Here is a 25,342-nt window from a genome sequence, read left to right as displayed (position 1 = left end):
GAACGCTCCCTGCGGCCCCGTTCGGGGATCGGCGGCGCCGCGGCCACGGCCCGATCGGCAGTGGCGGCAGTCCCGGCGGGGAGGGGGCGACACACCGCCGGGGTGACCGGATGCGAAATGGTCTGCGGTCGTCTGTCGTGTCGATCCGCGGTCGCCCCGTTCGACCTTGAAGTGAGAGGGTCGAGTGGCGACCCCGATGGCAAGGAGTTCGAAGATGGCGAAGTACATGCTGATCCTGCGGGGCACCGACGAATCCGTCGCGAAGATGATGGAGACGCCCTTCGAGCAGATGCTCGAGACGATGGGCCGCTTCAACGACGAGTTGATCCGGGCCGGCGTGCTCGTCGCCGCCGAGGGCCTGGAGGACGCGGCCCAGGGTGTGGTGGTCGACTTCAGCGGCGAGACGCCGGTGGTCACCGACGGTCCGTACGGCGAGACGAAGGAGCTGTTCGGCGGCTTCTACGTGCTCGATGTGGCTTCGAAGGAGGAGGCGGTCGAGTGGGCCAGGCGACTGCCCATGGTCACCGGCACGAAGTGCGAGATCCGCCGGGTGCCGGGCATCGAGGAGTTCCCGCAGGACAACGAGTGGATCATCAGGGAGCGGGCGTGGCGCGAGCGGACCGGCCAGCTTTGACGCCCGCGGCCACCGGCGGCCCGCCGAGCACCGAGTCGGCGCGGCGGGCCGTCGAGGCCGTCTGGCGGATCGAGTCCGCGCGGATCGTCGGGGCGCTGGCCCGCTACACCGGGGACTTCGAGCTCGCCGAGGACGTCGCGCAGGAGGCGGTGGCGGAGGCGCTCGTCACCTGGTCGCGCGAGGGTGCGCCGGCGAACCCGGTGGGCTGGCTGCTGGCGACCGCGCGGCGGCGCGCCATCGACTCCTTCCGCCGCCGGTCGGCACTCGACGAGCGGTACGCCATGCTCGCCGGCCGGCTGGCCGAGGGGGAGACGAGCTCGGGTGCGCTGCCCCCGCGGGACCGGCCGGACGACCTGCCGTGGGATCCCGACCGGATCGACGACGACGTTCTCGCGCTGATGTTCGTGGCCTGCCATCCGGTGCTCTCGCCCGAGGCTCGCGTGGCCCTGACGCTGCGCGCGGTCGGCGGCCTGTCGAGCGAGGAGATCGCCCGGGCGTTCCTCGTGCCCGTGCCGACCCTCCAGGCGCGGATCACGCGCGGCAAGAAGACGATCGCCGCGGCGCGCGTGCCGTTCGAGCTGCCGCCGCCCGAGGAACGGCGCCAGCGGCTCGGCGGTGTCCTGAGCGTGCTGTATGTGATCTTCACGGAGGGTTCGACGGCGACGGCCGGTGACCGCCTGCTCCGCCCCGACCTCGCGTACGAGGCGATCCGGCTGGCCAGGACGCTGGCCGCGTTGCTGCCCGACGAGCCGGAGGTGTACGGGCTGCTCGCCCTGTTCGAGCTCACGGCCGCGCGCTTTCCCGCACGCACCGGGCCCGACGGCGAAGCGGTGCTCCTGGAGGATCAGGACCGGCGCCTGTGGGACCGCTCGGCGATCCGCCGCGGCCTGGCCGCGATCGGCCGGGCCGCGGCCATCGGACGCGGCCTCGGACCCTACGGCCTGCAGGCGGCGATCGCCGCCTGCCACGCGTCGGCGTCCTCGGTGCCGGAGACCGACTGGGAGCGTGTCGTGCTGCTGTACGAGGCGCTGGGCCGGGTGGCTCCGTCACCCGTCGTCGAACTCAACCGGGCCGTCGCCGTCGCGATGGCGGACGGACCGCAGCAGGCGCTGTCCATCGTGGACGGGCTGGTCGCCTCAGACGGCCTGTCGGGGTCCTACCTGCTTGCCGGCGTGCGCGGCGAGCTGCTCGCCCGGCTCGGCCGGACCGCCGAGGCACGGGCCGAACTGGAGCTCGCCGCCCGGCTGTGCCGCAACGTCCGCGAGCGGTCGGTGCTGCTGCGCAAGGCGGCCGCGCTGGCGTGATGTCCGCCCCGCCCCGCCCTGCGCGGCCCGGCGCCGCGCGGGCGCCGGGCGCGGGGAAAGCGATCACCTCACCGGGAGCCGAGAAACGCCAGCGTCCGGTCGAGCAGCAGCGCGGCGCCCCCGGCGTCGTAGGAGGGCAGCGAGCTGTCGGCGAACAGGTGCTGGTCGCCGGGATAGAGGTACAGCTCGCCGTCGGCGGCCTCGTCCACCAGCGCCCGGGCGGCGTCGGCGTCGCCTTCGTCGGTGAACAGGCGGTCCGCCTCCATGGCGTGGACGCGGACCGGGACCGGCGACGGCCACGACCCGAAGTAGGAGCTCGGCACGCACGAGTGGACGAACACGGCGCCGCGCGCGCCCGGCCGCGTCTGGGCCAGCTTCTGCGCTGGAAGCACACCGAGGGAGAACCCGACGTAGACCAGCTCCGCCGGCGCGTCCGTCACCGCCCGGGCGCCCCGTTCGATGATCTCCTCGACCCCGATCCGATCCGAATACGCCAGTCCCGCCTCCAGGGAGTCAAAGATGTGGCCGTCGTACAGGTCGGGCGTGTGCACGGTGTGCCCCTCGCCGCGTAGCTCGTCGGCGAACGCGCGCACGCCCGGGGTGAGGCCCTGAGCGTGATGAAACAGCACTACCTCGGCCACCGCTGACCTCCACAGGATCCGGACAATGAATGATCCATGACTTTAGGGTGCGGGCGCCGCGTCGGCACGTCCGCCCGCGGCCGGGCCTGCCGGGGACCATGCCCGGCAGGTCCGGGACCTGCACTCGGCGGCCGTCAGGAGGCGCGGCGCAAGGGGGGACGGCGGGCCCAGGTGGCCCAGCGCCAGAGCCATTCCAGGGGCCCCTGACGGAAGCGGCGCAGCCAGAGCGTGGACACCAGCCACTGAGGGAGGAGGATGACCCCGGCGATGAGGAGCACCGTCGTCTGGGACCAGTCGTCCGGCGAGCCGCCGAGGAGGCGTGCGGCCACCAGGACGAGGACCGTGGCGGACAGGTAGTTGGTCAGCGCCATCCGGCCCAGCGGCGCGAAAACCCCCTGGAGCACCGGCCGGAGCGGCGTTCTCAGCAGGAGCAGCAGCGCGCACACGTACGCGCCTGCAACCAGCAACCCGGCGAGGGCGAACCAGGAGGAGAGATCGTCCGTACCGGCGGCCCCGGACCGGATCTGCAGCCACGTGGCGGGCACCGCCCCCGCCGCGAAGACCAGGCCCAGCACGGCCGGCACGCGGGCCGAACGCTCGATCCGGTCGATCACGCCATACCGGGTCAGCGCCGAGCCCAGCAGGAACAGCCCGGGCACCAGCGCCACGCCGTTGCTGCCGAGGATGAGCGGCGTCGCGACGAGGCAGGCGGCGAGCCCCGCGACGGCCCAGCGCGGCAGCCAGGTCGAGGGAAGCAGCACCAGCAGGCCGACGACGGCGTAGACGGTCAGGATGTCGCCCCGCCACAGCAGGAACATGTGAGCCAGGCCCATCGCCAGCAGCACCAGGATCCGGCGCAGCAGGAGCACCCGCGGGCGGGGGACCCGGCCTCGCACGGAGTCCAGCAGCAACGAGAAGCCGATGCCGAACAACAGGGAGAAGATCGGGAAGAAGCGCTGGTCGACGAACAGCCCCAGCCAGGCGCCGTCCTGACTGGCCACCACCACAGGCTGGGTGACCTCTCCGGTGCGGACCATGTGGGCGATCGGCTTGACGTTGGCCAGCAGGATTCCGCACAGGGCGAAGCCGCGCAGCACATCGAGCGCGGCGATACGCGGCCGGCCGGAGACGGTCGTAGCGGACTGCCCCGGTCCCGTCGGCGCCGGCGTCGGGGGGAGCGTTTCAGGTGGCATGGGGCCTCATCCTGCAGACCGGGACCGGCTGCCCACATCGACAGAAAGCAGGGAACGCAACAGTACTTTCGGCCGGTACAGGCCGGCGGAACCCTTGTCCTAGCCTGGATTCCGTGGGTTTTCCCGATCGGCTCGAGGTGGCGGTCGACGCCGGGCTCGGCGTCGTGTTCGCGGCGGCCGTCGCCTTCCAGGCATACCAGGTCGCCGGCAGCTGGGGCGACGGCTACTGGCCGTTCGGCGCGGCCGTCGGCGCGTCGGTGTGCGTGCTCGCCCTGGCGCGCCGCCGCGATCGGCTCTGGACCGCCGTCGCGGGCGCGGCCGTGGCGGCGCTCGCCGTACTCGCCGCCCGCCTCCTCCACCTGCCCGCCGAACCCGGCCCGGCCGCGTCCCTGGCCCTGGCGGTGCTCGTCGGCTCCGCGGTCAGGACACTGCCCGCCCGCCCGGCCTGCGCCGTCGCCGCCGCGGGGCTGGCCGTGATGACGGGCGGACTCCTGGCCAGCCCTCGCTCGGCCGTGCCGGTGCTGGGCGGCCTGGCCTGGCTCGCCGCCCTGGTGAGCGGGCTCGGCCTGCGGCTGCTGGCCGCCCGCCGCCAGGCCACCGCCGAGCGGGTACGGCGTGCCGAGCGCCTGGAGCTGGCCAGAGAACTGCACGACGTCGTCGCCCACCACATCACCAGCATCGTGCTCCAGGCCCAGGCCGCCCAGCTCCTCACCGCCAAGCACCCGGACAGGACAGCCGGCTCCCTGGCCGGCATCGAGACCGCGGGTTCCGAGGCCCTGGCCGCCACCCGCCGCGTGGTCGGCCTCCTGCGCGACACCGGTGCCGGTTCGGCGGGCTGCGAACGGCTCGCCGAGCTGATCGAGGGCTTCGAAAGCCACGGCCGGCGGGCGCGTCTGCGCCTGGCCGCCGAGCCGGACAGCTGGCCGCCCGAGGTGCGCAGCACCGTGTACCGCGTCGTGCGCGAGTCGCTGACCAACGTCTCCCGGCACGCCCGTCGGGCCCGCGCGGTCACCATCGACGTCACCCAGGACGAGGAGGCCGTCACGGTCGTCATCGAGGACGACGCCCCGCAGGCGCCCTCCCGCCGTCACCGCCGCGCCGGATACGGCCTCGTCGGCATGCGCGAACGCCTCGACGCCCTCGGCGGCACCCTGAGCGCCGGCCCCCGCCCCGGCTCCGGCTGGTCGGTGCGCGCCACCATCCCCACCGGCGAGCGCCGATGACGCCGCCCGTGCCCGTGCGGGGGCGGCGATGACCATCCGGGTGCTGCTGGCCGACGACCAGGCGATGATCCGGGCCAGCCTGCGGATCATCCTCGAGGACCAGCCCGACATCACCGTGGTCGCCGAGGCGTGCGACGGAGTCCAGGCCATCGAACAGGCCCGCGAGACGGCCCCGGACGTGTGCCTGGTGGACGTCCAGATGCCCCGCCTCGACGGGATCGACGTCGCCCGCGCGCTGGCCGACGCGCCGACCCGGGTGGTCATGGTCACCACCTTCGACCTGGACGAGTACGTCTACGGCGCGTTGCGCGGCGGCGCGGTCGGGTTCGTGCTGAAGGACGCGGGTCCGAGCCTGCTGGTCGAGGCCGTGCGGGCCGCCTACGCGGGGGACGCGCTCATCTCGCCGTCGATCACGTTGCGGTTGCTGCGCCACCTCGCCGACCGCGGCGTCCGAGCCAGGGCCCGCCCGCCCGCGCAGCCCCTGAGCGCGCGGGAGACCGAGATCGTGCGGGCGGTCGCCAGGGGCCGCACCAACCAGGAGATCGCCGACGAGCTGTTCCTCTCGCTGAGCACGGTCAAGGGATACGTGTCGGGCATCCTGGTCAAGCTGGGCGTACGCAGCCGGGTCGAGATCGCGGCCTGGGCCTGGGAGAGCCGGATGATGGGCGCGGGATGAGGTCCGGCGGAAACCGCCGCCCCCCTCTTCGGGAGAGCAGTCCAGGCCGGCGGGTCCGCCGCTCTCAGCAACAGCATGACCGTCTGCAAGTACATCCCTGCGTCCCCCCCACTGTCCGGGCCCCATCGTCCGGTCGAGGTAGCAGAACAGTACGACCGGCGCCCCGAACGCCTCCGAGTTCAAGGCGGCGATCTTCTTGGGCCTGTCGGGGTCATCACGCTCGATTCCCAGCGCTTCGTACCGCTGGGCTGCTGCGGCGGAAAAGCGGTCCAGATACGGCGAGGTCAGTTCGGTGGGGTACATCGGATACTCCCGCTCATCACCCGAGTCGCCCGCCCGAGCCCTGGCCGTCGCGCGCCTCTTGAGTTCGGCCAAGGGCTCGCCGGTCACGACGTACACATGCCACGGCTGGAGATTCCCACTCGACGGAGCCCGCGCCGCCGGCACAAGGTCGCCGGCCTTCGCCGGATCACCCCGGAGATGTCTTCCGGACCGGGCCGCCTACCGCACGGCCCGGGCGGTACCCCGGACGGCACGGCCGTGATCACGACGTCGCCGACAAATCTCCCGCGGCATTTTCGTCGGCCGGGTCACCTGCGGGAGCGGGCCCGCCCTGGCAGCGTTGTGCCCGAACACCCCGGCGGCGCCGCGCATGGGACGGCGGCCGGGGGACGAAGGGGGCGTTGATGGGAGACGGGACGAAGGCGGGTGCCCGGGTCACCGGGCTCGGTGCCACCACACCGCTGGGCGGGGACGTGGCCTCCACCTGGGCCGGCATGCTGGAAGGGCGATCCGGCGTCGCCCTGATCCGGGAGGAGTGGGCCGAAGGCCTGCCGGTGCGGATCGCCGGGCGGATGCGGGTGGAGCCCGCCGAGGTGCTGGGCCGGGTGACGGCCCGGCGGCTGGACCGCTGCCAGCAGGCCGCCCTCGTCGCCGCGCGGGAGGCGTGGGCGGACGCCGGGGCCCCCGACGTCGAACCCGAACGCCTGGCGGTGGTCATCGGCACGGGGGTCGGCGGGGTGCTGACCACGCTCGCCCAGGACGACCTTCTTGAGACCTCCGGAGCGCGGAAGGTCTCGCCGTACACGGTCCCCATGCTGATGCCCAACGGGCCCGCGGCGGTGGTCAGCATCGAGTTCGGCGCCCGGGGCGGTGCCCACACGCCGGTGAGCGCGTGCGCCTCCGGATCCGAGGCGATCGCGATGGGGCTGGACCTCATCCGCCTCGGCCGCGCCGACGTGGTGATCGCCGGCGGCGCCGAGGCGTGCGTGCACCCTCTCACCCTCGCCGGATTCGCCCAGGCCAGAGCCCTGTCCACGCGCAACGACGCCCCGCAGGAGGCCTCCCGGCCTTTCGACGCCGGGCGCGACGGCTTCGTCCTCGGCGAGGGGGCCGCCGTGGTGGTCCTGGAACGCGAGGGGTTCGCCGCGGCCCGCGGAGCCCGGGTGCACGCCACGCTGGCCGGCGCGGCCGCCACCTCCGACGCCCACCACATCACCGGCGCCGACGCGGGCGGGCAGGTGCGCGCGATGCGGCTGGCCCTGGCCTCGGCGGGGCTGCAGGCCCTCGACGTCGGGCACGTGAACGCCCACGCCACCTCGACCCCGACCGGCGACCTGACCGAGACCCGTTCGATCACCGAGGCGCTGGGGACGCATCCCGCGATCACCGCCACCAAGTCGATGACCGGGCACCTGTGCGGGGCCGCCGGGGCGGTGGGCGCGATCGGCGCGATCCTCGCCCTCCGCGACGGGGTGATCCCCGCCACCCGCAACCTGCAGGAGCTGGATCCTCAGGTCAAGCTCGACATCGTCACCGGGCGGCCGCGCCACGGCCGGTGGGCGGCGGCGATGACCAACTCCTTCGGCTTCGGCGGCCACAACGCCTCCCTGGCCTTCACCGCCTCCTGAACCGGTCCGCGGGCGCCGGCCGATCCCGGTGACCTCGCGCGGATACCGCCGGCGTGCCGCGCCACCGCGCGAGGGGCGGGCCCGCCGGGCACCCGCGCGGAAAATATACTTGCACGCGCGTTTTATTTCGAACCATTGGTAGGCTGGGCCGCGAGGACTGCCCGCCTGGACGGGGGAGGACACGAAAAGGAGGCGGCCGTGGCAATCGGAGACGACGCGGTGCAGATCCGCACACAGGGCTGGCGGACGCTGGCCGCGCTACACGGGCTGATCGACGCCGCGATGGAGCGGGCGCTGCAGGCGGGCCACGAGCTGTCGGTGGTCGAATACACCGTCCTGGACGCATTGTCGCGCCAGGACGGCTGGCACATGCGCATGCAGCAGCTGGCCCGTGCCGCGGCGCTGTCCGGCAGCGCCACCACCCGGCTGGTCAACCGGCTCGAAGACCGCGGGCTGCTGACCCGCATCCTGTGCCAGGACGACCGGCGCGGCATCTACACCGAGCTCACCGGGCAGGGGTGGGCGCTGCTGACGCAGGCCCGGCCGACCCACGACGAGGTCCTGGCCAGGGCGCTGGGCGAGGCGGAGCAGACCCCGGAGCTCGCACCGCTGGTCAAGGCCCTGAACAACCTGCCGGCCGCCTCCGGTCCGCTGACCGTCTGAGCGTGACGGGGCGGGAAACGGGCCGTCTCCCGCCCGGGTGAGCCGCGTAAGACCGGGGCAGCCGCGAACCGCACGATGGGCACCGGCTGGGGATGGTCGGGCCGGTCCAGGGTGCCGCGCAGCTCGACTCCCCGGTTGGCGACCGGGTCGAACACGCCGGCCCGGAACCGCGCCCCTTCGTCCGGCTCGTGCCCGAGCGCCGTGGCGGCCCCCGCGATCAGCCTCCGGGCGTCGGCGGGCGGGACGGCGGAACCGCCTGGAACCTTCAGCGGAAGGAGCGGCGGTAGGCGGCCGGGGTGGTGCGCAGGGCGGTGTGGAAGCGGCGGCGGAGGTTGACCGCCGAGGAGAGGCCGACGCGGGTGGCGATGGTCTCGACGGGCAGGTCGGTCTCCTCCAGCAGGGCGCGGGTGGCGGCCAGGCGGCGCTCCAGCAGCCAGCGGGCGGGTGGGACGCCGAGCTGGTCGGCGAACTGGCGGGTGAGGGTGCGAGGGGAGACGCGCGAGTAGGCGGCCATGTCCTCGACGGTGATCTGGTCGGGCAGGCGTGAGAGGAGCCATTCGAGCAGGGGGGCCAGGGAGTCCGGCATGGGGCCGGTGGTGGGCAGGGGAGGGTACTGGCGCTGGCAGCCCTCGCGGTGCGGACCGGCGGCGAGCTGGCGGCCGATGCGCATGGCGTGGGCCGCGCCGTACTCCTGGAGGACCTGGTGAAGGCAGAGGTCGGGGGTGGCGGCCGAGGCTCCGGCGGTGGCGACGTCGCCGTGATCGACGTAGATGACGGTGTCGTCGAGGATGACGCGGGGGTGGCGGGCGGCGAGTTCGCCGGAGAGTTCCCAGTGGACGGAGGCGCGGCGGCCGTCCAGGAGGCCAAGGGCGGCGGGGATGAAGATTCCGGCGCAGACGGCGACGATGCGGGCGCCTCGGGCATGGGCTTGGGACACCGCGTGGAGTACGGCGGGCGAGGGGGCGAGGGTCCAGCCCGCGATGACCACGGTGTCGGCGTCGTCGAGGGCTTCGAGGCCCCTGTCCACCTGGATGGGGACGCCGAGGGTGGTGGGGAGGGAGCCGGGGTGTTCGGCGCCCAGGCTGAAGCTGTAGTGCTGAGGGATGTCGGGGCCGTGGTAGCCGAAGACGGCCGAGGCGGAGGTGACCGGGTAGAGCTCCTGGTTCGGGGCGACCAAGGCGACCACGCGATGCGGGCTGGGGGGTGTCGGGAGTGTTTCCGAACAATCCAGGGGCATGGCGCAAATGTACCCAATGATGTCATTTGGGACACCAGTGCTCTGATCTGGAAAAATCCAGAATTGGGGCTCATGTGGACAAGAAGCTTCACCCTCTACTTCGTGGCCCGCACGATCTCGCTGCTCGGTGACGCGATGATGCCCGTCGCCTCGGCGCTGGCGATCGGGAAAGTCTATGGGATCGCGGGCGTCGGCTACGTGCTCGCGCTCTGGACCGCGTCGGCTGTGCTGGTCATGTTGTTCGGCGGGGTTGTCGCCGACCGGATCGGCGCCCGGCGCTTGATGATCGGCGCGGACGTGATCAGGGTCGTCACCCAGGGGGTCGTGGCTGTCGCCTTCCTGGATGGTGCTCCGCCGTACGCCCTGTTGCTGGTGATGGCGTTCTTGTCGGGCATGGCGGCCGGGATGTTCGAACCGGGCGTCAACGGCATGGTCTCCCTGGTCGCCAAAGATCCGCAGCGGGCCAACGCGACGCTGAAGATCGCCGAGGCGGTCACCCACCTGGCGGGTCCCGCACTGGCCGGAGTCCTCATCGTCGTCGCCGGGCCGGTCGTCGTCTACACGGTGGACGCCGCGACGTTCCTGGTCAGCGGGGTGTGCCTGCTGCTGGTCCGGGTCGCCGCACCCAGGCCGGAGCCCTCCGACGTGCTGAGCGACCTGCGCAGGGGCTGGGAGGAGTTCAAAGCCAGGAGCTGGATGTGGTCGGTCATCCTGGTCTGGGTGTTCTGGGGCGTTCTGGTGGTCGGGCCGTACGTGCCACTGTCGTCGCAGGTCATCGGAGCCGACTACGGCTGGGTGATGGCGGCGCTCGGCCTCGGCACCGTGCTGGGCGGGCTGGTGGCGATCAGGCTCAGGCCGCGCAGGCCGCTGGCGGCCGGGGCGGTGGCGCTGAGCGGGTACGTGGCGGTGCCGCTGACGGTCGCGCTCGGGCTGCCGCTGCCGCTGCTGATGGCCGGGCACCTGCTCGGGGGGTGCGCGTTGGCGTTCTGGTCGGTGATGTGGTCGACCAGCGTGCAGACGCAGGTCGCGCCGGACGTGGTGAACCGGGTCAACGCCTACCAGGTGGCCGGGTCGGTCGCGGGCATGGCGGTCGGGCAGGCGCTGGCCGGTCCGGTCACCGCGCTGGTCGAACCGCGCGCCTTCATGCTGGGGTCGGCCCTGGTGACGGTCGGCGTGGTGGCGGCGCTGCTGTTGATCAAGCCGGTCAGGCGGCTGGGCCGGGAACCTCAGACGGCCGGAGACCGGTCGATCTCGGTCCCGGCCGGCGTGTTGACGTAGTCGGTCATCGTCCGCAGCCGGACGTAGGCGGCGAACAACGGCGTGCAATCCTCAGGCCGCTCGCCGTGCGGCGCACCCCTGCGCGCGGCACCCTGTCCGAAAAGTCGGAAAACTCCCCAGCCACGGCGTGCGTTGCGAGCACTCGCCTCAGGTCGGATGCCCGGACACCGGCGTCGTCCCAGGATCTCCCGGTGACCTTGGCCCTAGACCTCAAGCTGCGCGACCCCGCCGGGACCGAGGCCTTCCTGGACGGCCACCGCACCTCCGCCCGGCCGTCGCTCGGCCGCCTGCTGCCCGCGCTGTTCGGACTCTCGTCCGCCGCCACGATCCAGACCAATACTTATCGCACGAAAGTGGACACGCCTCGGAAGCAGCGAAAGATCCGGCGTCCCCGCCAAAGGCGGATTGAGCAGGGCTGACGACCCTCGGGTCTCCTTCATGGCAGCGTCGTTGACGACAGGTCGCATCTACTGTGAAGGGGTGACCATCGTGCCTGCTCATCAGAGGTCCGCGGCTCTGGCGCCGTTCGTGGCGACACTGAGCGCCTACGATCTCGGCCCGGGCCCGGTCGGCGTTCATCGCGGGCTGCCCTCGTCCACGATGTCGATCACGATCCCGGAAGCGGACTCGTTGGAGATCGCGTGGCTCGGGCGGCCCGGCTCGCCGGAACGGTTCCGGGCCGTCGTCGCCGGACTTCACCTGGACGCAGCCGAGCTGAGGCAGGAGGGCGGCACACGCGGCGTGTGGTTGACACTCAGCCCGCTGGGTGCCGGCGCGCTGCTGGGGATCCCGGCGTCGGCGCTGGCCGGCCACGTCGCCGATCTCGCCGACGTGGCCCCAGCGATGGCGCACCTGCCGGAGCGGCTGGCGGCCTGCCGGTCCTGGCCGCAACGCCGAGCCCTCGTCGAAAACACTCTGATCGCCGGACGGGCCCGGCACGAGGAGAACACCGCCGGCCGAGAACTGCGGGCCACGCTGGCGGCACTGTCCGGGACCGCCCGGGTGCAGGAGGCGGCGCGGCTTCTCGGGCGCTCCCGGCGTCACGTGAGCGGTACGGTTCGCACCGGGTTGGGGGTGACACCGAAGGAGTACCAGCGGCTCCTTCGGTTCGAGGCCGCACGTGGCGGGCTCGTGGCCGCCGCCCGTGCCGGGACGGTCAGCCTGGCGGCAGTGGCCGCGGCGTCGGGATTCGCCGACCAGGCGCACCTCACCCGGGAATGGCGGGCCATGGCCGGGTGCACGCCGACCCGGTGGCTACGCGCCGAAGGCCTGGCCGCGCAGGGTCCATGAGCCCGCGACAGGCCACCGGGCCATGGGGGTGCGTCCAGATGACGGCGGACGCATGGGGCGTTCCCAAATCTTCAAGACCCCTGCCTCCGTCCGGCCCGACGATGGGTTCATGACGCCTGATATTCAACTTTCTCCCCGTCTCATCGTGCCCGACCCGGACCGCGCGTCGGCGTTCTACCAGGTCGCCCTTGGCGCTGAGCAGGTGTTCAGCGCTCCCCGGAGCGACGATGGCCGGCCCAGCGTCGTTGATCACCGTGTCGGCGGGTCGTCCTTCCGGGTCTCGCCGGCCGTCTCATCGTGGGGGTGGCTGTCACCCGATGATCTCGGCGGGTCCGCGGTCCTCCTCGAGGTCGAGGTCAACGATCCGGACGCGGTCGGCGAACGCATGATCGCCCACGGCGCCGAGGTGGTTGTGCCGATCGAGAACCGGCCCTACGGCAAGCGCTCGGGCCGCATCCGTGACCCGTTCGGCCACCTGTGGATCATCACGGGCGAGCTACGCTGAGCCGGCCTCCACGCTGGGCGGGCGGGCGCGGCCGGCGTCAGTCAGCCCGCAGGAGGGTGTGCACCTCGGCGGTTTCGAGGACGTGGGCCCGTGAGGGAAAGACCTGACGGAGCAGGATGTCGTGCGCTTCGGGGTCAGGGTCGGCGACGCCGTCGGCCAGGACGTAGAGCCGGTAGTCGCGGTCGGCCGCGTCGAGGACGGTGGACAGGACGACGCCGCTGGTACTGATGCCCGCGATGATCAGAGTGGTGATGCCGTGTTCGCGCAGCCGCTGATCGAGGTCGGTGGTGGACAGGCCTCCGTACCGGATCTTACGCACGATGATGTCTCCGTCCTGAGGAGCGAGACGTCCGTGGATGGCGGTGTCAAGGTCTGCGTGGTGCATGAGACGGTGCTGGGCGATCGGCGCGAAAGACCTGTTGGTGGGCGGGATCGCGGCCCAGTCGGCCTCGGTGAAGCCGACCCGGACATAGGCGACGGTGCCGCCCCTGCCGCGAACGTCGGCGATTACCTTTTCCATGCGTCCCAGCAGGGCTTCACTGTCGCTTTCGGGGAGCAGCGCGAGGATCGCGGGCTGATAGTCCATGACGAGCAGGGCGGTGTGTGCGGGGTCGAGCGCGGGGGCGGTGCTCATGCGAGTGGTTGCCTTTCCGGTGCCTGGTCTGCGTTCTTGAGTTGGGGCGTGCGGTCGTGTCGGGGGAGGAGGAGCGAGGTCGACAGGAGGAGGAGACCGGCGATCGCGATCGCGGTGCGGGGACTGGTGAGACCGGCCAGCAGGCCCCACACGCCGGTCATGGCCGCGATGGTGGCTTTACTGGTGATCGACCAGGCGGACAGCGTGCGGGCGACCCGGTCCGACGGGAGCTGTTCGAGCCGGTAGGTGGCGAATACCGGGTTGAACACACCCATGCAGGTGATCAGCCCGAGTTCGACGGCGATGACGAGGAGGAGTCCGGTGGGGCCGGGGCCGATGAAGGCCAATCCAAGGGGCCAGCACGCGCGCAACGTCCCGGCGGTGAGCATGACCTTGTGCTGTCCGAACCGTGCCAGGAGCGGGCGGGCCAGTCGCGAGCCGATGAGGCCGCCGATGCAGGGGACGCCGAAGGCGAGGCCGTACTGCCAGGGTGCGAACCCGAGCTCGCCGAGCATGAGGACGGCGAGCAACGGCGAGGTTGCCATGATCAGGCCGCTGACCAGGACAGTGTTGAAGAACAACGGGCGCAGCGCCGGGCTGGCGAGGATGTACCGCCAGCCCTCCAGCAGGCCGCCGGCTCCGGGCCGGGGCGGTGCGGCGGTTGGCGCGGGATGTGGCTCCCGCCCGCCGATGGCGCGGATCCCCGCGGCCGACAGGAGGAAGCTGACCGCGTTGGCCGCCACGCTTGTCACCGGGCCCACCAGCCCGATCGCGGCGGTACCGAGCGGCGGCCCGAGCGCGGTGGCGGTCCAGGTCGTGGCCTCGAACCGCCCGTTCGCGACGAGCAGGTCCTCGGGCCCGACGAGCGCCTTCAGACATGCTCCGCTCGCAGCGGTGAAGGCGATGTCGGCCGCGCCGACGACGACCGCCACGACCAGGAGCTGCGCGAAGCTCAGCCCGCCGAGCACGTAGGCGGCGGGAACGCTCATCAACGCCGCGAACCGGATCAGGTCCATCGCGATCATCACCGGCCGTTTGCGCCGGAACTCCACCCATGGCCCGAGCGGCACCGCGACCACCGCCCCGACCGCGAGCCCCGCGGCGGCCAGAACCGACACCTCGGCAGGGCCTGCGTCCAGAGCGAGGATCGCGATCAGGGCGAACGCGTCGAACGCGAGCCATGTGCCGAACGCGCTGACCGTATATGCGGCCCAGAACCACCTGAACCGCCGCCCCAACGACCTTCCCAACGCGCACCCCGCCATCTCCAGGAAACAACCATCCGTTGACTCGGGAGATCAAAACGCGCAGCCAGTGAGCTCGTCAAACAACCGGCTGACCGAAGATAAACAACTGCAGGTTGTGCACTAAGGTCGGTTGGTGTGGATCTCGATGCTGTGCGCACGTTCGTCGTCGTCGTGGACACCGGCCAGTTCCAGGAGGCCGCCGCAGATCTGTCGATCACCCAGCAGGCCGTCTCCAAGCGCATCGCCGGGCTGGAGAAGAACCTCGCCGTGCGGCTGTTCACCCGCACCGCGCGCGGGGCCCGGCTCACCATCGACGGGCAGGCGTTCCTGCCCCACGCGCGCGAGCTGCTGCGCGTCGCCGAGCGCGCGGTCGCCTCCGTGCTCCCCGGCAGCCGTCCGCTGCGCGTCGACGTGATCGCCTCACGCAGCGCTGCCTCGGGCCTGATGCGCGGCTTCCACCGTGCGCACCCCGAGATCGAGCTCGACGTGGTGATGCTGTTCGATGTCGAGACGGCCGTCGCCGCCATTCGATCCGGTGCGATCGACGCGTCCTTCCGCGCCGTAGCCGTACCCGGCCGCCCCCTTCCCGAGGACATCGAGTCCGTCTGGGTGCTCGACGAGACGCTCCAGCTCCTCACCGGACCCGCCCACGCGCTGGCGGGCGCCCGGTCGGTGACCGTCGCTCAGCTCGCCGGGCACCGGATCTGGATGCCCGGCATCGTCCCCGGTACCGAGTGGGCCGCCTACTACGACGATCTCGTCGCCGAGTTCGACCTCACCATCGAGGCGACGGGCCCCAACTTCGGCTCCGACGCGCTCCTCGACACCATCGCCGACACCCCGGCCCTGGCCACTTTCATGGGCGAGCAGACCCGCCTGGTCTGGCCCGCCGACCACGGCCTGCGCCGCATCCCGGTGACCGACCCGATGCCCGTCTACCCGCACTCGCTCCTGTGGCACCGCGACAACCCCCACCCAGGGCTGGCCGCCCTCCGCGCCCACCTCGCCGCCGCAGCGGCCGGCCACGACGCCGCCGGGACCTGGGTGCCTGGCTGGGCGATTCGGCGCTGAACGCCGCCGCGTCTGCGACCATCACGGCCGGATCGACGGACGGCGGCTCGGGGCGGGCATGGCCATCGACACCTCCAGCAGGGCGCGTGCGGCGTCGTTGTCGCTGACGGCGCAGTCCCAGATCACCTGCTCGCCGTCGCTGGTGATGCGGAAGGCGAAGAACGCGCAACACGCCTTTTCGCGGGCGGCAGTGGCGGCTTCTACCCATGACCGCGGTGGACGCAGAAGAGCTGGTCTTCGGTGCCGTAGGGTTCGCGGTAGGAGACGATGGCGGGGCCTTGAGCGCTCAGGTGGCCGGGCAGCCGGGTGTCGAGGCTCCAACTGGAGCCGTTGAAGCTGGTCCACCACAGGCTCTGGTCGCCGGAGCCGCGGTGCACGCAGTACAGCCTGTTGTTGAAGACGGCCAGGGCAGGGCCCTCCGCACTCCGGTGGGCGGGCAGCCGGCGGGCGGCGCTCCAGCGCGCGCCGTCGAAACTGGTCCACCACAGGTGCTGGTCAGAGCCGCCGCCGCGGAACACGCAATACAGCACGCCGGCGTAGACGGCCAGAGCGGGGTTGGAGGCCGTGAAGTGGCTGCCGAACGGCTGGTCGTTGCTCCAGCTGGTGCCGTTGAAGCGGGTCCACCACATCTGATCGCTGTTGGCGTCCCGGTAAGCGCAGTACAGCATGCCGTTGAAGGTCGCCAGGGCCGGGCCTCGGCTGGACGCGCCGTTCATGCGGGTGTCGGGGCTCCAGCGGTTGCCGTCGAAGCGGGTCCACCACAGGCTCCTGTCGTTGCCGCCGCCGCGGTGCACGCAGTACAGGAAGTTGTTGTAAACGGCCAGGGCAGGGCCGTCGGCGCTGCGATGGGCGGGGAAGGCGACATTGTCGCTCCAGCCCTCATTGCTGCCGGGGTCGTAGGCGGTCCACCAGAGCGATTCGTCCCGGTCCCCGCGGTGCACGACGTACAGCCGGCCGCGGAACTCCGCCAGCGCCGGATTGGACCTGGACAGGTGACCGGGGAATCTCTCGTTGTCGCTCCAGGTGTGGGAGGTGTTCATGGCCGTCCACCACAGCGAGGTGTCCTGCCGGGGGGCCAGAGAGATGGGGAGGAGCATCCCCGGGGCGAACCAGGGCGACACCAGCCGACAACCGTGGTGCCTGCCGATGGCCTGGATGATAAGAGCACGGATCTGGAAGGAGAGCTCGATCAACCGGCCGAGTAGCCTGGGGCGGACGGCCATGGCCACGATCTCCCCGACCAGCTCCGAGATCTCGGCGGCGGCTTCGGCGGCTGCGGCGTTGAGGACGATCTCAAAGCCCCACCATCTCGCGTTGGCGTACACCTGCATACCGTTGGCGTTCAGCTGCGTCTCGATCTGGCGAGCCCTGTCTTGGTCGGCTTGGGGGAGCCGGCTGGTCTGCTCCTCGAATTCCTTGCGGGCCTTGTCCAGATACTCCTGGGAGATCCGCTGCGCCTCCTCGTGGGAGACGGAGTACGGGATGGCCTGCCAAGCGGCGGGGGCGTCGGCCTCGGCTCCGGCCTGGTCCTGGCTGGTGCTTTCATCGGGCATGCGATCACGTCCTATTCCGTAGGAGGATCCACCGTGAAGATCGTCAGCGGCCTTGAGTATCCGGCCGTGCCCCACTGCTGGCAAGAGCGTGCGGGTGGCCGCAAGCGGCCACAACGGACCGTCTCGGCCTCTTCCTCCCGAACGTGTCCATCGCCGCGTCACCCCGGCAACCCCAGCCCGGTGAGAAGCCGCCGTGTCATGCGCTCGAATGATTGCCGGGCATTGTCGGGCGGGTCGAGGGGCGAGTGCGCCATGGCGTCCGCGATCAGAGGGTGGCGCCCGTCGGCGGCGAGCTGGGCTTGATAGGCCGTCTGGGCGGCTTGGCGGGCCGTGGGCGTTCGCCGTTCCTGAATCTCGATGTGCGCGAACAGCGCCACCAGGCCGTTCAACAGGCTGATGGCTTCGAGCTTCTGGCGTCCCGTCATCGGTACGTGCTGGAGGGCACGCAACGCGTACTCCAGGTAGTCGGCGGCGCGAGGGCCCAGCCGGTTTCGCTCGACGGGGACGTCCAGAAGCCAGGGATATCGCAGGTACAGGTCTTTGGTGCGAACGGCCAGCGAGAGGAGGTCTTCGACCGGATCGCCGGTGAGCGGGACGCTGAGGTCGACCTCGCCGGTCACGGCGTCGTGCATCAGGTCGATGAGGTCGTCACGCGTGGCGACATACCGATAGAGGGAGGCCGGGCCGGTGCCGAGCGCCTTGGCGATCTGCCGTGTGGACACCGCCGCCAGCCCGCCCGCAATGGCCAGGTCGATGGCGACCGCGGCGATCTGCGCCCGGCTGTGTTCGGGTGCGGGACCGCGCGCGCCCCGTTCGGGTCTCATCCATATGCTCGTCGGTTCTTCGGGCACCCGCTCTCCTTCTGCCTGGGTATGCCTACTATCGTAGAATACTGCGAACATCGATCGCAGTATTGGGAGGCAGTCGTGAACACACCCCAGGCGTGGACTCCGGTCCGCTGGGCCGCACACGCCGACGTCCGCCTGGCCTTCGACCGGCTGGCCGGCAACGATCAGGGAGAACCTCTGCTGCTGATCACCGGCCTCGGCGTCTCCCGGCTGTGGTGGCCCCAGGGACTGAGCGAGGCCTTCGGCGCAGGCGGCTTCGCCGTGGCCCGCTACGACCAGCGGGACGCGGGGCAGTCAACCCGCCTGCCGGACACCGCGGCGGCACGCGGCCCCATCGCAGCGCTGTTCGGCAGGCGCGGTGCGGCCTACACCGCAGAGGAGATGACCGACGACGCGATCGCCGTACTGGACGCGCTGGGCTGGGAGTCCGCGCACCTGTTCGGCGTCTCGCTCGGCGGCGCCATCGCCCAGCGCATCGCCATACGGCACCCCGGTCGTGTCCGAACGCTGACGACGATGTCGGCCGTTCCCGGCGACGCGGCGGGCCTGGAGACCATCCGGTACGTCCGGCTGAGCACGCTCGTCAAGCTTTCGCGCCTGAAATTCCCCGACACGGTCGAAGGCGACATCGAATCCGGTGTCGCCGTCGCCCGGCTCATCTCCTCGCCTGGTTACCCGTTCGACGAGCGATCCTCTCGCGAGGCGATCACGCGCATCGCCGACGCGGGCGTCCGGGACGCGCGAAGCCAGAGTCGTCAGATCGGCGCCCAATGGCACGGCCCGCCGATCAGCATGATCAAGGCGCCCACGCTGGTGCTGCACGGGGAGGGCGACCCCTTGATCCGCCCCAGCGCGGCCCGCCGGATCGCGGGTCGCGTCCCAGGTGCGCGCCTGCGGATCCTCCCAGGCGTCGGTCACGAACTGCCCGAGCCCGTGTGGGACACGATTGTCGACGAGGTTCTCGGCCTCCGTTCTTGCAGACCTTCCTGACCATGCGAGCGCACACCAAATCGGAGGTGGGGCGTTAGTTGAGGTGCTGAACCGGAACGCCGCGCGGTAAAGACGGTTGACCGGGGAGAAACGCCGGATACCACGGCCGCGCAGCAGTACGCGGGCCATCCGCCGCCACTCCTGCGTCGGTGGAAGCCCGTAAGCGTCAGCAACCCCTTCCTTGAGGGAGACAGGGACTCTCAATGACGTTGTCACGCCGTTGTGGCGACCGGAGGCGTGAGTTGGAGGGCACATCGGAGACCGAATCGGGTTCGTGGTTTTCGATCTTCGTCTGGCTGTCCACGTGCCCAACGGTGCCTGGCTCGGGGTCTTGCCGTGTCCCCTGAGCGTTGAGACCGGGTGGCCGCTCAACGACGTGCCGAGCACACGGACGCCACAGCTCCCACGCGCTCGACACCGGCCTTCTCGGCCGGCCGTACGCGGGCAGGAGCGGCCCGCCGTGGCGGGCCGCCTTCAAACCGTGAAGAAAAGCCTCATTGGATCTTGGCGGGGTCTCGTTCAGTTGCCTTGGCCCCGGACGATGACTCCGACATCGACGTCAACATCGACGTCGACACCACGGTGATTCATGGCATCCCCTTCCCTCGATTGTGCCGCCAGTAGATCACCGCACGGCGGCCGGGAACACGGGCCATCAGGTCAGTTCTCGGTGCCGGTCCGTGGTGGCCAGGCCCGCATCCGGCAACCCTCGTCCAGGTGCGCCACGGCGCCGGCGCCGGAGATCTCAGGTGGAGGGCCGTGCTGCGGTCGCGACACCTCAGGCACTCCACGTCGCGGATCCGACACGTAGAGCGATGATCTCTGACATCGGATCGCAATCAACCTTGTTCAGGGATGAGAAGTCCAACCCCGTATGAAGATTCTTTGCGGGGCGCTCGCCGTCCTCTCGGCCCTCGTGGCCGTCCCGGGTACGGCCCGCGCGGCCGCCCCCGCAGGCGAGAGGTCCGCCCCGATCCGGTACGCCGCCGCCTCCGACTGCGCCAAGGACCCGTACAACGCCGAGTGGTGCGGTCCCTGGTGGTATCGGACGACCGACGGCAGGCGCCACCCGCTCAACGGAGTGGCCCGGTGGACGGAGGCGGTCGCCGTCAGCGGGGACGGCCGCCGCCTTGCCTACATCAGGGCCAAGGACGCCCGGCTCGTCATCCGCGACCTCGACGGCCGGACCCGGGTCTCGCGGGCCAAGGCGTGGCCGTCGACGACGGAGCTCGATGTCACCCGCGTGACGATGTCGTATGACGGCTCCCTCGTGGCGGTGGATTGCTGCTGGGCCGGCTTCACCGACCACCCGGCGCGGGTCTACGACGCCGCCACCGGCGCCCTGCTGGGCAGGGTGCCGGGGGTGTCGGTGCATGACGACGCCCTGAGCTTCAGCGGCGACGGTGACCAGATCCTCGTCAGGACGGACGACGACAAGTCCGGCACGCTCAGTGTCCACGACCTGGACGGCGGACGGACCGCCAGCGTCGTGCCGCCTCGGCTCATCGGCGACAACGCGGCCACCGCCGCGCTGAACGCCGACGGGCACACCGTGGCCGTCTACGTCACCGGGCGCAAACCCAGGATCGCCCTGTACGACCTGGAGACCGGGCTGGTCACCGCCACGTTCCCCGTACCGGCGTCGGGCCAGAAGGTGGAGCGGGACCCCGCGGACGACAGGATCACGGAGGTCGACATGGACGTCAGGCTCGACTGGACGGGCGACTCCACCCTGCGGATGGTTAGGAAGGTCGGGTTCAAGCTGGTGCGGGTGAAGGTCTACGGCATCGACGTCGCCACCGGATCGGTGCGCCTCGAGCGCGCCTACGCCATCGCCGGAACCACCGAGGAGGCGGTCAGCGGCCTGTGACGCTGGGGCGAAGCCCCTGCGTGAGACGGTTCCCCAATGGCCCCCAGGGCGCAGGGCTCGGTACAGGTGCGGCCGGAATACGACAGAAAGACACCGCGCCAGGGCGCTGACCGGACAGAACTTCGAGCACTGTCCGATCCCGGGGTTGAGGAGCCCGCGGACAGCCGTGCTGCGGTGGGCCGACCCGCGCGCCCATCTGCTGGACGGCCGCGCGTAGGAGGCGATCAGCGAGGACGTGCTGGCGTCGCTGTCGCTCACCGACCCGATCCAGGCCCACCTGGACGGCAAGATCCTGGCGCTGGACGCGGCGTGGCGGCAGATGGCCGGGCGCCTGTCCGAAGCCGGCGACGACGCGCTGGTCCGGGTGGTGACCCCCGCCGACGGGCACGCCCGGTTGTCGGTGGACAAACGAGGCGGGACACTCTGGTCGGGCAGCAGGGGTTGAGCAGCGACCGGCCCGGTGGGCGCGCGGCCCGGGTGTGCGTCAGGTGTGGGTGGGGTCGTCGGCGGGGTGGGGCTGGTCAGCACTGAGATGGGTGGCGGCCCAGCTGGCGAGGAGCTTGAGGTTGTCGTGGGCGGGGGTGCCTGTGGCGGCGGTGTAGATGGTGAGGGTGAGGCCGGGGTCGGTGGGGAGGGCGAAGGCTTCGAAGTCGAGGCTGAGGCCGCCGATGGCGGGGTGGTGGAAGCTTTTGCCGCCGGTGTGGTGGAGGCGGACGTCGTGGGCGGCCCAGCGGGTGCGGAAGTCGTCGCTGCGGGTGGACAGTTCGCCGATGAGGTCGGAGAGGTTGCGGTCGTAGGGGTCGCGACCGGCCTCGGTGCGCAGGATGGCCACGGAGGTGTCGGCGGCGGCCTCCCAGTCGGGGAAGAAGTCGTGGGCGCGGGGGTCGAGGAAGTTGAACCGGGCGATGTTGACGGGCCGGTGCGGGGTGTCGAACTGCGGTGCGTACAGGGCGCGACCGAGGCGGTTGATCGCGAGGATGTCCAGGCGGCCGTTGCGGATGAAGGCGGGTGCGTCGGTGAGGGCGTCGAGGACCTGCTGGAGGCCGGGCCGGATCTTGTGGGCCAGGCGGCGTCGCCGGCGGGGGCTGGAGTTGGCGGTGCGGGCCAGGTCGAACAGGTGGGAGCGTTCGGCCTCATCCAGCTGGAGGGCTTTGGCGACGGCGTCCAGGACGGCTTCGGAGGCTCCGGCGAGTTTCCCGCGTTCCAGCTGGGTGTAGTAGTCGACGCTGACGCCGGCCAGCAGCGCGGCCTCTTCACGGCGCAGGCCGGGGACGCGCCTGTTGCTTCCGTAGACGGGCAGCCCGGCCTGCTGCGGGGTGATCCTGGCCCGGCGTGAGACCAGGAACTCCCGGATGTCGTTCCTGTTGTCCATGCCTTCCACCCTACGAGCCGCCGTTTCGGTGAGGGGGGTGCTGTCAGCCCCTGGAACAGCAGACTCTCCCACCGGGCCATTTCCGCAGGTTGTATGGGTGGTACCGCCCTTCCCGGCGGACCCGGCCGAGGCCGGAAAGCCAGGTTCGGGTAAAGCCGGAGCCTGTCGACGGTGAAGTTCCGGCTTCGGGTCGGGAGGCGGGCCTGCTGGTGGAAATAGGGCTTTTGGGAAGGATGTGCCGATGTCTGAAGACAAGCCTTCGGGCGCGCAGGCGATGTTCGGGGATTTCGCTCCCGAGCTGGTCCATTTCACCGATGAGGTGCTGTTCGGGCAGGTCTGGCCGGATGAGGGCCTGGCGCGGCGGGATCGGAGCCTGGTGACGGTGGCGGCGCTGGTCGCGCTATATCGGGGCAACGAGCTGCCGTTCCATCTGAAGACCGCACTCGACAACGGATTGACCGCCGAGGAGCTGAAGCAGGCGATCACCCATTTGGCGTTCTATGCCGGGTGGCCGAACGCGATGACCGCGATGAGCGTGCTCAAGCGGATCGCCGGGGAGAGGGGGAGCTGATCATGGAGTTGTTGCAGCAGCCGCCGACGGCCAAGGGTCCGGCCGAATGGTTCGCCGGGGACGTCTGGTTCGACGTGATCTACCGGGGCCGGGACGCGTCCAAGGCGCGGGCGAACACGGTGAGGTTCGCGCCCGGCGCCCGCACGGCCTGGCACTCCCACGGGCTGGGCCAGACCTTGCTCATCGTCGAAGGGATCGCCCTCATCCAGGCCCGGGGCGGGAAGCTGATCGAGGCCCGCCCCGGCGACGTCGTCTGGACTCCGCCGGATGAGGAGCACTGGCACGGTGCCGCCCCAGGCCGGTTCATGACACACCTGGCGTTGTGGGAGGGCGACGACACGACCTGGCTGGAGCACGTCACCGACGCCGAGTACGGCGCCGTCCCCGTCAGCGCCCGCACCTGACCGGCATCCCCGGCGACGAGCATCGAAGACGACGAACGAGGAGACTTTGTCATGCGTGGAGTAGTGCTCAACGGTCCCGGCGACGTCGCCGTGGTGGACCGCGACAACCCGAAGATCGTCAAGCCGACCGACGCGATCATCAAGGTGACGGCGGCGTGTGTGTGCGGGTCGGACCTGTGGCCCTACCGGGGCATCGAGAAGAGCGAGGGCCCGGCGCCGATGGGTCATGAGTACGTCGGTGTGGTCGAGCAGGTCGGCGACCAGGTGAAGAACGTCAAGGTCGGTGACTTCGTCGTCGGGTCGTTCTTCGCCTCCGACAACACCTGCGAGATCTGCCAGGCGGGCTACCAGTCCCGCTGCGTCCACGCGGAGCTGATGGGCGCGATCGGCACCCAGGCCACCTACGCCCGCATCCCGCTGGCGGACGGCACCCTGGTCGCCACCCCCGGCATGCCCGACGCCGACCTGGTCCCGTCCCTGCTGGCGGCCTCGGACGTGCTGGGCACCGGCTGGTTCGCCGCGGTCGCCGCCGAGGCCGGACCGGGTAAGACGGTCGCGGTCGTCGGTGACGGCGCCGTCGGCCTGCTCGGCGTGCTGGCGGCCCGGCAGCTGGGCGCGAGGCGGATCGTGGTGTTCAGCCGGCACGCCGACCGGCAGCGGCTCGCCGCCGAGTTCGGCGCGACCGACATCGTCGCCGAACGCGGCGATGAGGGAGTCGCGAAGCTCAAGGAGCTGACCGGCGGGCTCGGCGCCCACTCGGTGATCGAGGCGGTCGGCACCCAGGAGTCGATGATGCAGGCCATCCGCGCCACCCGGCCCGGCGGGCACGTCGGCTACGTCGGCGTCTCCCATGGCGTCGTCCTGCCGGGCGATGAGCTGTTCTTCTCCGCCGTCCACCTGCACGGCGGCCCCGCACCCGTCCGCCGCTTCCTGCCCGAGCTGATCGACCTGATCTGGAACCGGACCATCGACCCCGGCAAGGTGTTCGACCTCGCCCTGCCCTTGGAGGACGCCGCCGAAGGCTACAAGGCGATGGACGAACGCCGCGCCATCAAGACCCTGCTCACCCCCTGAGGACTCACCCGTCATGACTCTCACCACGGCCATCGGTCGGCCCTGCGCCACCGGCCGCCACAGCCGTCCCGCGGCGGCGCCGGCGGCGGCACTGCTGGGGTTCTTCGTCATCACCCTGGACGCCCCGGTCGTGAACGTCGCCCTGCCCGACATCCGGGCCGATCTGGGATGATGCCTTCCTCTCTCGCCCTGATCCGCGAGGCCTACACCGACCCGACCCGACGTGGCAGGGCCGCCGCGGTGTGGGCGGCCGGCGGGGCGGTGGCCTCGGCCACCGGCCCTGTGGTCGGCGGCGCCGCGACCCTGGCCGGCTGGCGGCTGATCTTCATCATCAACCTGCCCGTCGGGGTAGTCGCCCTCGCCCTGCTGGCCCGCACCGCCCGCTCTCCGCACCGGCCCGTGCCCTTCGACGTGATCGGGCAGATCACCGCGGTGGTGGCGATGGGCGCTCTCACCTTCGCCGCGATCGAGGCCGGAGACGCGGGCCCGCCCACCAGGCCGGCACCGCCGGCGGAGTCTTCAACACCAGCCGCCAGCTCGGCGGCGCCCTGGCCGTCGCCGTCTTCGGCACCCTCATCGCCGACCGCGCGAGGTTCCTGCCCGGCCTGCGCACGGGCCTGCTGATCGCCGCCGCGATCGCCGGTACCGCCGGCCTGGCCGCCATGGCCCTCCGCCCGCCCCGGCCTCCGGTCCCTTCGCCCAGAGGCTCCGCCGACACCCGGCAGGTCACGATCCACAAGACAGGAGAACGACCATGACGACCTGGACCAGCGACGCGCTCACCGCCATCGGCGGCGCCGATGAACTGCGCATCACGCCACTGCGCGGCGACGGCACCCGCCACGCACCCGTGCCGATCTGGGTCGTCCGTGACGGCGACGACCTGTACGTCCGCTCCTACCGCGGCGACGGCGGCGCCTGGTACCGGGCCGCGAGCCGAAGCCATCGGGCCCGCATCGATTCCGGCGGCGTCCACGCCGACGTCGACCTCCTTCCCGAGACCGACCCGGACCGCAACCAGCGGATCGACACCGCCTACCGCACCAAGTACCAGCGGTACGGGGCCGCCTACGTCGACCCCATGACCGCCGACCAGGCCAAGGCCACCACCCTGAGGCTCCTGCCGCACGACGCCACCTGAACCAGTCCCCGGG

At 71.4% G+C, this 25,342-nt stretch carries 28 protein-coding genes and 1 pseudogene; 20 read left to right on the top strand and 9 right to left on the bottom strand.

The genetic code is table 11. From position 1 onward, the window contains the following. Positions 1-214: 214 nt before the first annotated feature. On the top strand, positions 215-634 hold the full coding sequence (locus BM085_RS04240; RefSeq protein WP_093885687.1) for a YciI family protein: 420 nt from the start codon (positions 215-217) through the stop codon (positions 632-634). After that, entirely contained in the window at positions 631-1,938 is a 1,308-nt protein-coding gene (locus BM085_RS04235) for an RNA polymerase sigma factor (protein WP_218158610.1), read from the top strand. The genes BM085_RS04240 and BM085_RS04235 overlap by 4 nt, the downstream gene beginning before the upstream one ends. 68 nt (positions 1,939-2,006) lie before the next feature. Here BM085_RS04235 and BM085_RS04230 read toward each other — a convergent pair whose 3' ends face one another. Both BM085_RS04230 and BM085_RS04225 read right to left on the bottom strand, forming a co-directional pair. After that, complete coding sequence (locus BM085_RS04230) at positions 2,007-2,579, bottom strand: dienelactone hydrolase family protein (protein ID WP_093885685.1); 573 nt, start codon at positions 2,577-2,579, stop codon at positions 2,007-2,009. A 134-nt stretch (positions 2,580-2,713) separates the two neighbouring features. Next, positions 2,714-3,772, bottom strand: a complete 1,059-nt coding sequence (locus BM085_RS04225; RefSeq protein WP_093885684.1) for a DUF418 domain-containing protein — start codon at positions 3,770-3,772, stop codon at positions 2,714-2,716. Between the two features lie 113 nt (positions 3,773-3,885). Between BM085_RS04225 and BM085_RS04220 the strand changes: the two genes are divergently transcribed. Next, on the top strand, positions 3,886-4,995 hold the full coding sequence (locus tag BM085_RS04220) for a sensor histidine kinase (RefSeq protein WP_245789117.1): 1,110 nt from the start codon (positions 3,886-3,888) through the stop codon (positions 4,993-4,995). A 28-nt stretch (positions 4,996-5,023) separates the two neighbouring features. After that, a complete protein-coding gene (locus BM085_RS04215; RefSeq protein ID WP_093885683.1) occupies positions 5,024-5,671 on the top strand; it encodes a response regulator in 648 nt (215 codons plus the stop codon). 336 nt (positions 5,672-6,007) lie between these two features. Here the strand turns inward: BM085_RS04215 and BM085_RS47320 are convergent. Then, positions 6,008-6,118, bottom strand: a pseudogene (locus BM085_RS47320) (nitroreductase family protein); the annotation flags it as partial. 239 nt (positions 6,119-6,357) lie between these two features. On the opposite strand from BM085_RS47320, the gene BM085_RS04205 reads away from it, so the two are divergent. Beyond that, positions 6,358-7,581, top strand: a complete 1,224-nt coding sequence (locus BM085_RS04205) for a beta-ketoacyl-[acyl-carrier-protein] synthase family protein (RefSeq protein ID WP_093885682.1) — start codon at positions 6,358-6,360, stop codon at positions 7,579-7,581. A gap of 198 nt (positions 7,582-7,779) precedes the next feature. Then, positions 7,780-8,244, top strand: coding sequence for a MarR family winged helix-turn-helix transcriptional regulator (locus BM085_RS04200; protein WP_093885681.1), 465 nt, complete (start codon positions 7,780-7,782; stop codon positions 8,242-8,244). Between the two features lie 265 nt (positions 8,245-8,509). On the opposite strand, the gene BM085_RS04190 is transcribed toward BM085_RS04200, so the two are convergent. Continuing rightward, entirely contained in the window at positions 8,510-9,430 is a 921-nt protein-coding gene (locus BM085_RS04190) for a GlxA family transcriptional regulator (protein ID WP_342742849.1), read from the bottom strand. Positions 9,431-9,553: 123 nt separating this feature from the next. Between BM085_RS04190 and BM085_RS04185 the strand changes: the two genes are divergently transcribed. The 4 genes from BM085_RS04185 (at position 9,554) to BM085_RS04170 (ending at position 12,554) form a co-directional block, all read left to right on the top strand. Beyond that, entirely contained in the window at positions 9,554-10,759 is a 1,206-nt protein-coding gene (locus tag BM085_RS04185; protein ID WP_093885678.1) for an MFS transporter, read from the top strand. Positions 10,760-10,950: 191 nt separating this feature from the next. Beyond that, positions 10,951-11,178, top strand: a complete 228-nt coding sequence (locus BM085_RS04180) for a hypothetical protein (protein ID WP_093885677.1) — start codon at positions 10,951-10,953, stop codon at positions 11,176-11,178. Positions 11,179-11,239: 61 nt separating this feature from the next. Continuing rightward, positions 11,240-12,049, top strand: coding sequence for a helix-turn-helix domain-containing protein (locus BM085_RS04175; RefSeq protein ID WP_245789116.1), 810 nt, complete (start codon positions 11,240-11,242; stop codon positions 12,047-12,049). Positions 12,050-12,071: 22 nt separating this feature from the next. Further along, positions 12,072-12,554, top strand: coding sequence for a VOC family protein (locus BM085_RS04170; RefSeq protein WP_245789115.1), 483 nt, complete (start codon positions 12,072-12,074; stop codon positions 12,552-12,554). Between the two features lie 37 nt (positions 12,555-12,591). Here the strand turns inward: BM085_RS04170 and BM085_RS04165 are convergent, their stop codons facing one another. Then, positions 12,592-13,188 carry a cysteine hydrolase family protein gene (locus BM085_RS04165; protein WP_093885675.1) on the bottom strand — a complete coding sequence of 199 codons (597 nt, stop codon included), beginning with the start codon at positions 13,186-13,188 and terminating at the stop codon, positions 12,592-12,594. After that, a complete protein-coding gene (locus BM085_RS04160; protein ID WP_245789114.1) occupies positions 13,185-14,426 on the bottom strand; it encodes an MFS transporter in 1,242 nt (413 codons plus the stop codon). The genes BM085_RS04165 and BM085_RS04160 overlap by 4 nt, the downstream gene beginning before the upstream one ends. A 144-nt stretch (positions 14,427-14,570) precedes the next feature. Here BM085_RS04160 and BM085_RS04155 point away from each other — a divergent pair, with 144 nt between their 5' ends. Continuing rightward, the gene (locus tag BM085_RS04155) at positions 14,571-15,506 is read left to right on the top strand and encodes a LysR family transcriptional regulator (protein WP_093885673.1); all 936 of its coding nucleotides are present in this window, start codon (positions 14,571-14,573) and stop codon (positions 15,504-15,506) included. A gap of 200 nt (positions 15,507-15,706) precedes the next feature. Here BM085_RS04155 and BM085_RS04150 read toward each other — a convergent pair whose 3' ends face one another. Both BM085_RS04150 and BM085_RS04145 read right to left on the bottom strand, forming a co-directional pair. Beyond that, complete coding sequence (locus BM085_RS04150) at positions 15,707-17,059, bottom strand: PLL family lectin (protein WP_093885672.1); 1,353 nt, start codon at positions 17,057-17,059, stop codon at positions 15,707-15,709. Positions 17,060-17,217: 158 nt separating this feature from the next. Next, positions 17,218-17,910, bottom strand: coding sequence for a TetR/AcrR family transcriptional regulator (locus BM085_RS04145; RefSeq protein WP_093885671.1), 693 nt, complete (start codon positions 17,908-17,910; stop codon positions 17,218-17,220). 75 nt (positions 17,911-17,985) lie between these two features. On the opposite strand from BM085_RS04145, the gene BM085_RS04140 reads away from it, so the two are divergent. The 3 genes from BM085_RS04140 (at position 17,986) to BM085_RS04130 (ending at position 21,212) form a co-directional block, all read left to right on the top strand. Then, a complete protein-coding gene (locus tag BM085_RS04140; RefSeq protein ID WP_245789113.1) occupies positions 17,986-18,897 on the top strand; it encodes an alpha/beta fold hydrolase in 912 nt (303 codons plus the stop codon). A gap of 874 nt (positions 18,898-19,771) precedes the next feature. Continuing rightward, positions 19,772-20,767: a WD40 repeat domain-containing protein gene (locus BM085_RS04135; RefSeq protein ID WP_093885669.1), complete on the top strand. Its 996-nt coding sequence runs from the start codon at positions 19,772-19,774 to the stop codon at positions 20,765-20,767. Between the two features lie 235 nt (positions 20,768-21,002). Further along, complete coding sequence (locus BM085_RS04130) at positions 21,003-21,212, top strand: hypothetical protein (RefSeq protein WP_143120798.1); 210 nt, start codon at positions 21,003-21,005, stop codon at positions 21,210-21,212. Between the two features lie 39 nt (positions 21,213-21,251). On the opposite strand, the gene BM085_RS04125 is transcribed toward BM085_RS04130, so the two are convergent. After that, positions 21,252-22,139 carry a helix-turn-helix transcriptional regulator gene (locus BM085_RS04125; protein ID WP_093885668.1) on the bottom strand — a complete coding sequence of 296 codons (888 nt, stop codon included), beginning with the start codon at positions 22,137-22,139 and terminating at the stop codon, positions 21,252-21,254. Between the two features lie 241 nt (positions 22,140-22,380). On the opposite strand from BM085_RS04125, the gene BM085_RS04120 reads away from it, so the two are divergent. From BM085_RS04120 to BM085_RS04100, 6 genes are all read left to right on the top strand, one after another. Further along, a complete protein-coding gene (locus tag BM085_RS04120) occupies positions 22,381-22,710 on the top strand; it encodes a carboxymuconolactone decarboxylase family protein (protein ID WP_093885667.1) in 330 nt (109 codons plus the stop codon). Positions 22,711-22,712: 2 nt separating this feature from the next. Then, positions 22,713-23,114, top strand: coding sequence for a (R)-mandelonitrile lyase (locus BM085_RS04115; RefSeq protein ID WP_093885666.1), 402 nt, complete (start codon positions 22,713-22,715; stop codon positions 23,112-23,114). Positions 23,115-23,165: 51 nt separating this feature from the next. After that, complete coding sequence (locus tag BM085_RS04110) at positions 23,166-24,188, top strand: zinc-dependent alcohol dehydrogenase family protein (RefSeq protein WP_093885665.1); 1,023 nt, start codon at positions 23,166-23,168, stop codon at positions 24,186-24,188. A 13-nt stretch (positions 24,189-24,201) separates the two neighbouring features. Continuing rightward, a complete protein-coding gene (locus BM085_RS45160) occupies positions 24,202-24,360 on the top strand; it encodes a hypothetical protein (protein WP_218158593.1) in 159 nt (52 codons plus the stop codon). Then, complete coding sequence (locus BM085_RS45155; RefSeq protein WP_218158592.1) at positions 24,360-24,812, top strand: MFS transporter; 453 nt, start codon at positions 24,360-24,362, stop codon at positions 24,810-24,812. The genes BM085_RS45160 and BM085_RS45155 overlap by 1 nt, the downstream gene beginning before the upstream one ends. A 130-nt stretch (positions 24,813-24,942) precedes the next feature. Then, positions 24,943-25,329: a DUF2255 family protein gene (locus BM085_RS04100; protein WP_093885664.1), complete on the top strand. Its 387-nt coding sequence runs from the start codon at positions 24,943-24,945 to the stop codon at positions 25,327-25,329. Positions 25,330-25,342 lie beyond the last annotated feature (13 nt).

It is taken from the genome of Streptosporangium canum (genome assembly GCF_900113865.1).
GTDB classification, from domain to species: domain Bacteria; phylum Actinomycetota; class Actinomycetes; order Streptosporangiales; family Streptosporangiaceae; genus Streptosporangium; species Streptosporangium canum.
The sequence above is the reverse complement of the archived record's forward strand: the minus strand, read 5'-3'. Positions and strand labels throughout refer to the sequence as shown.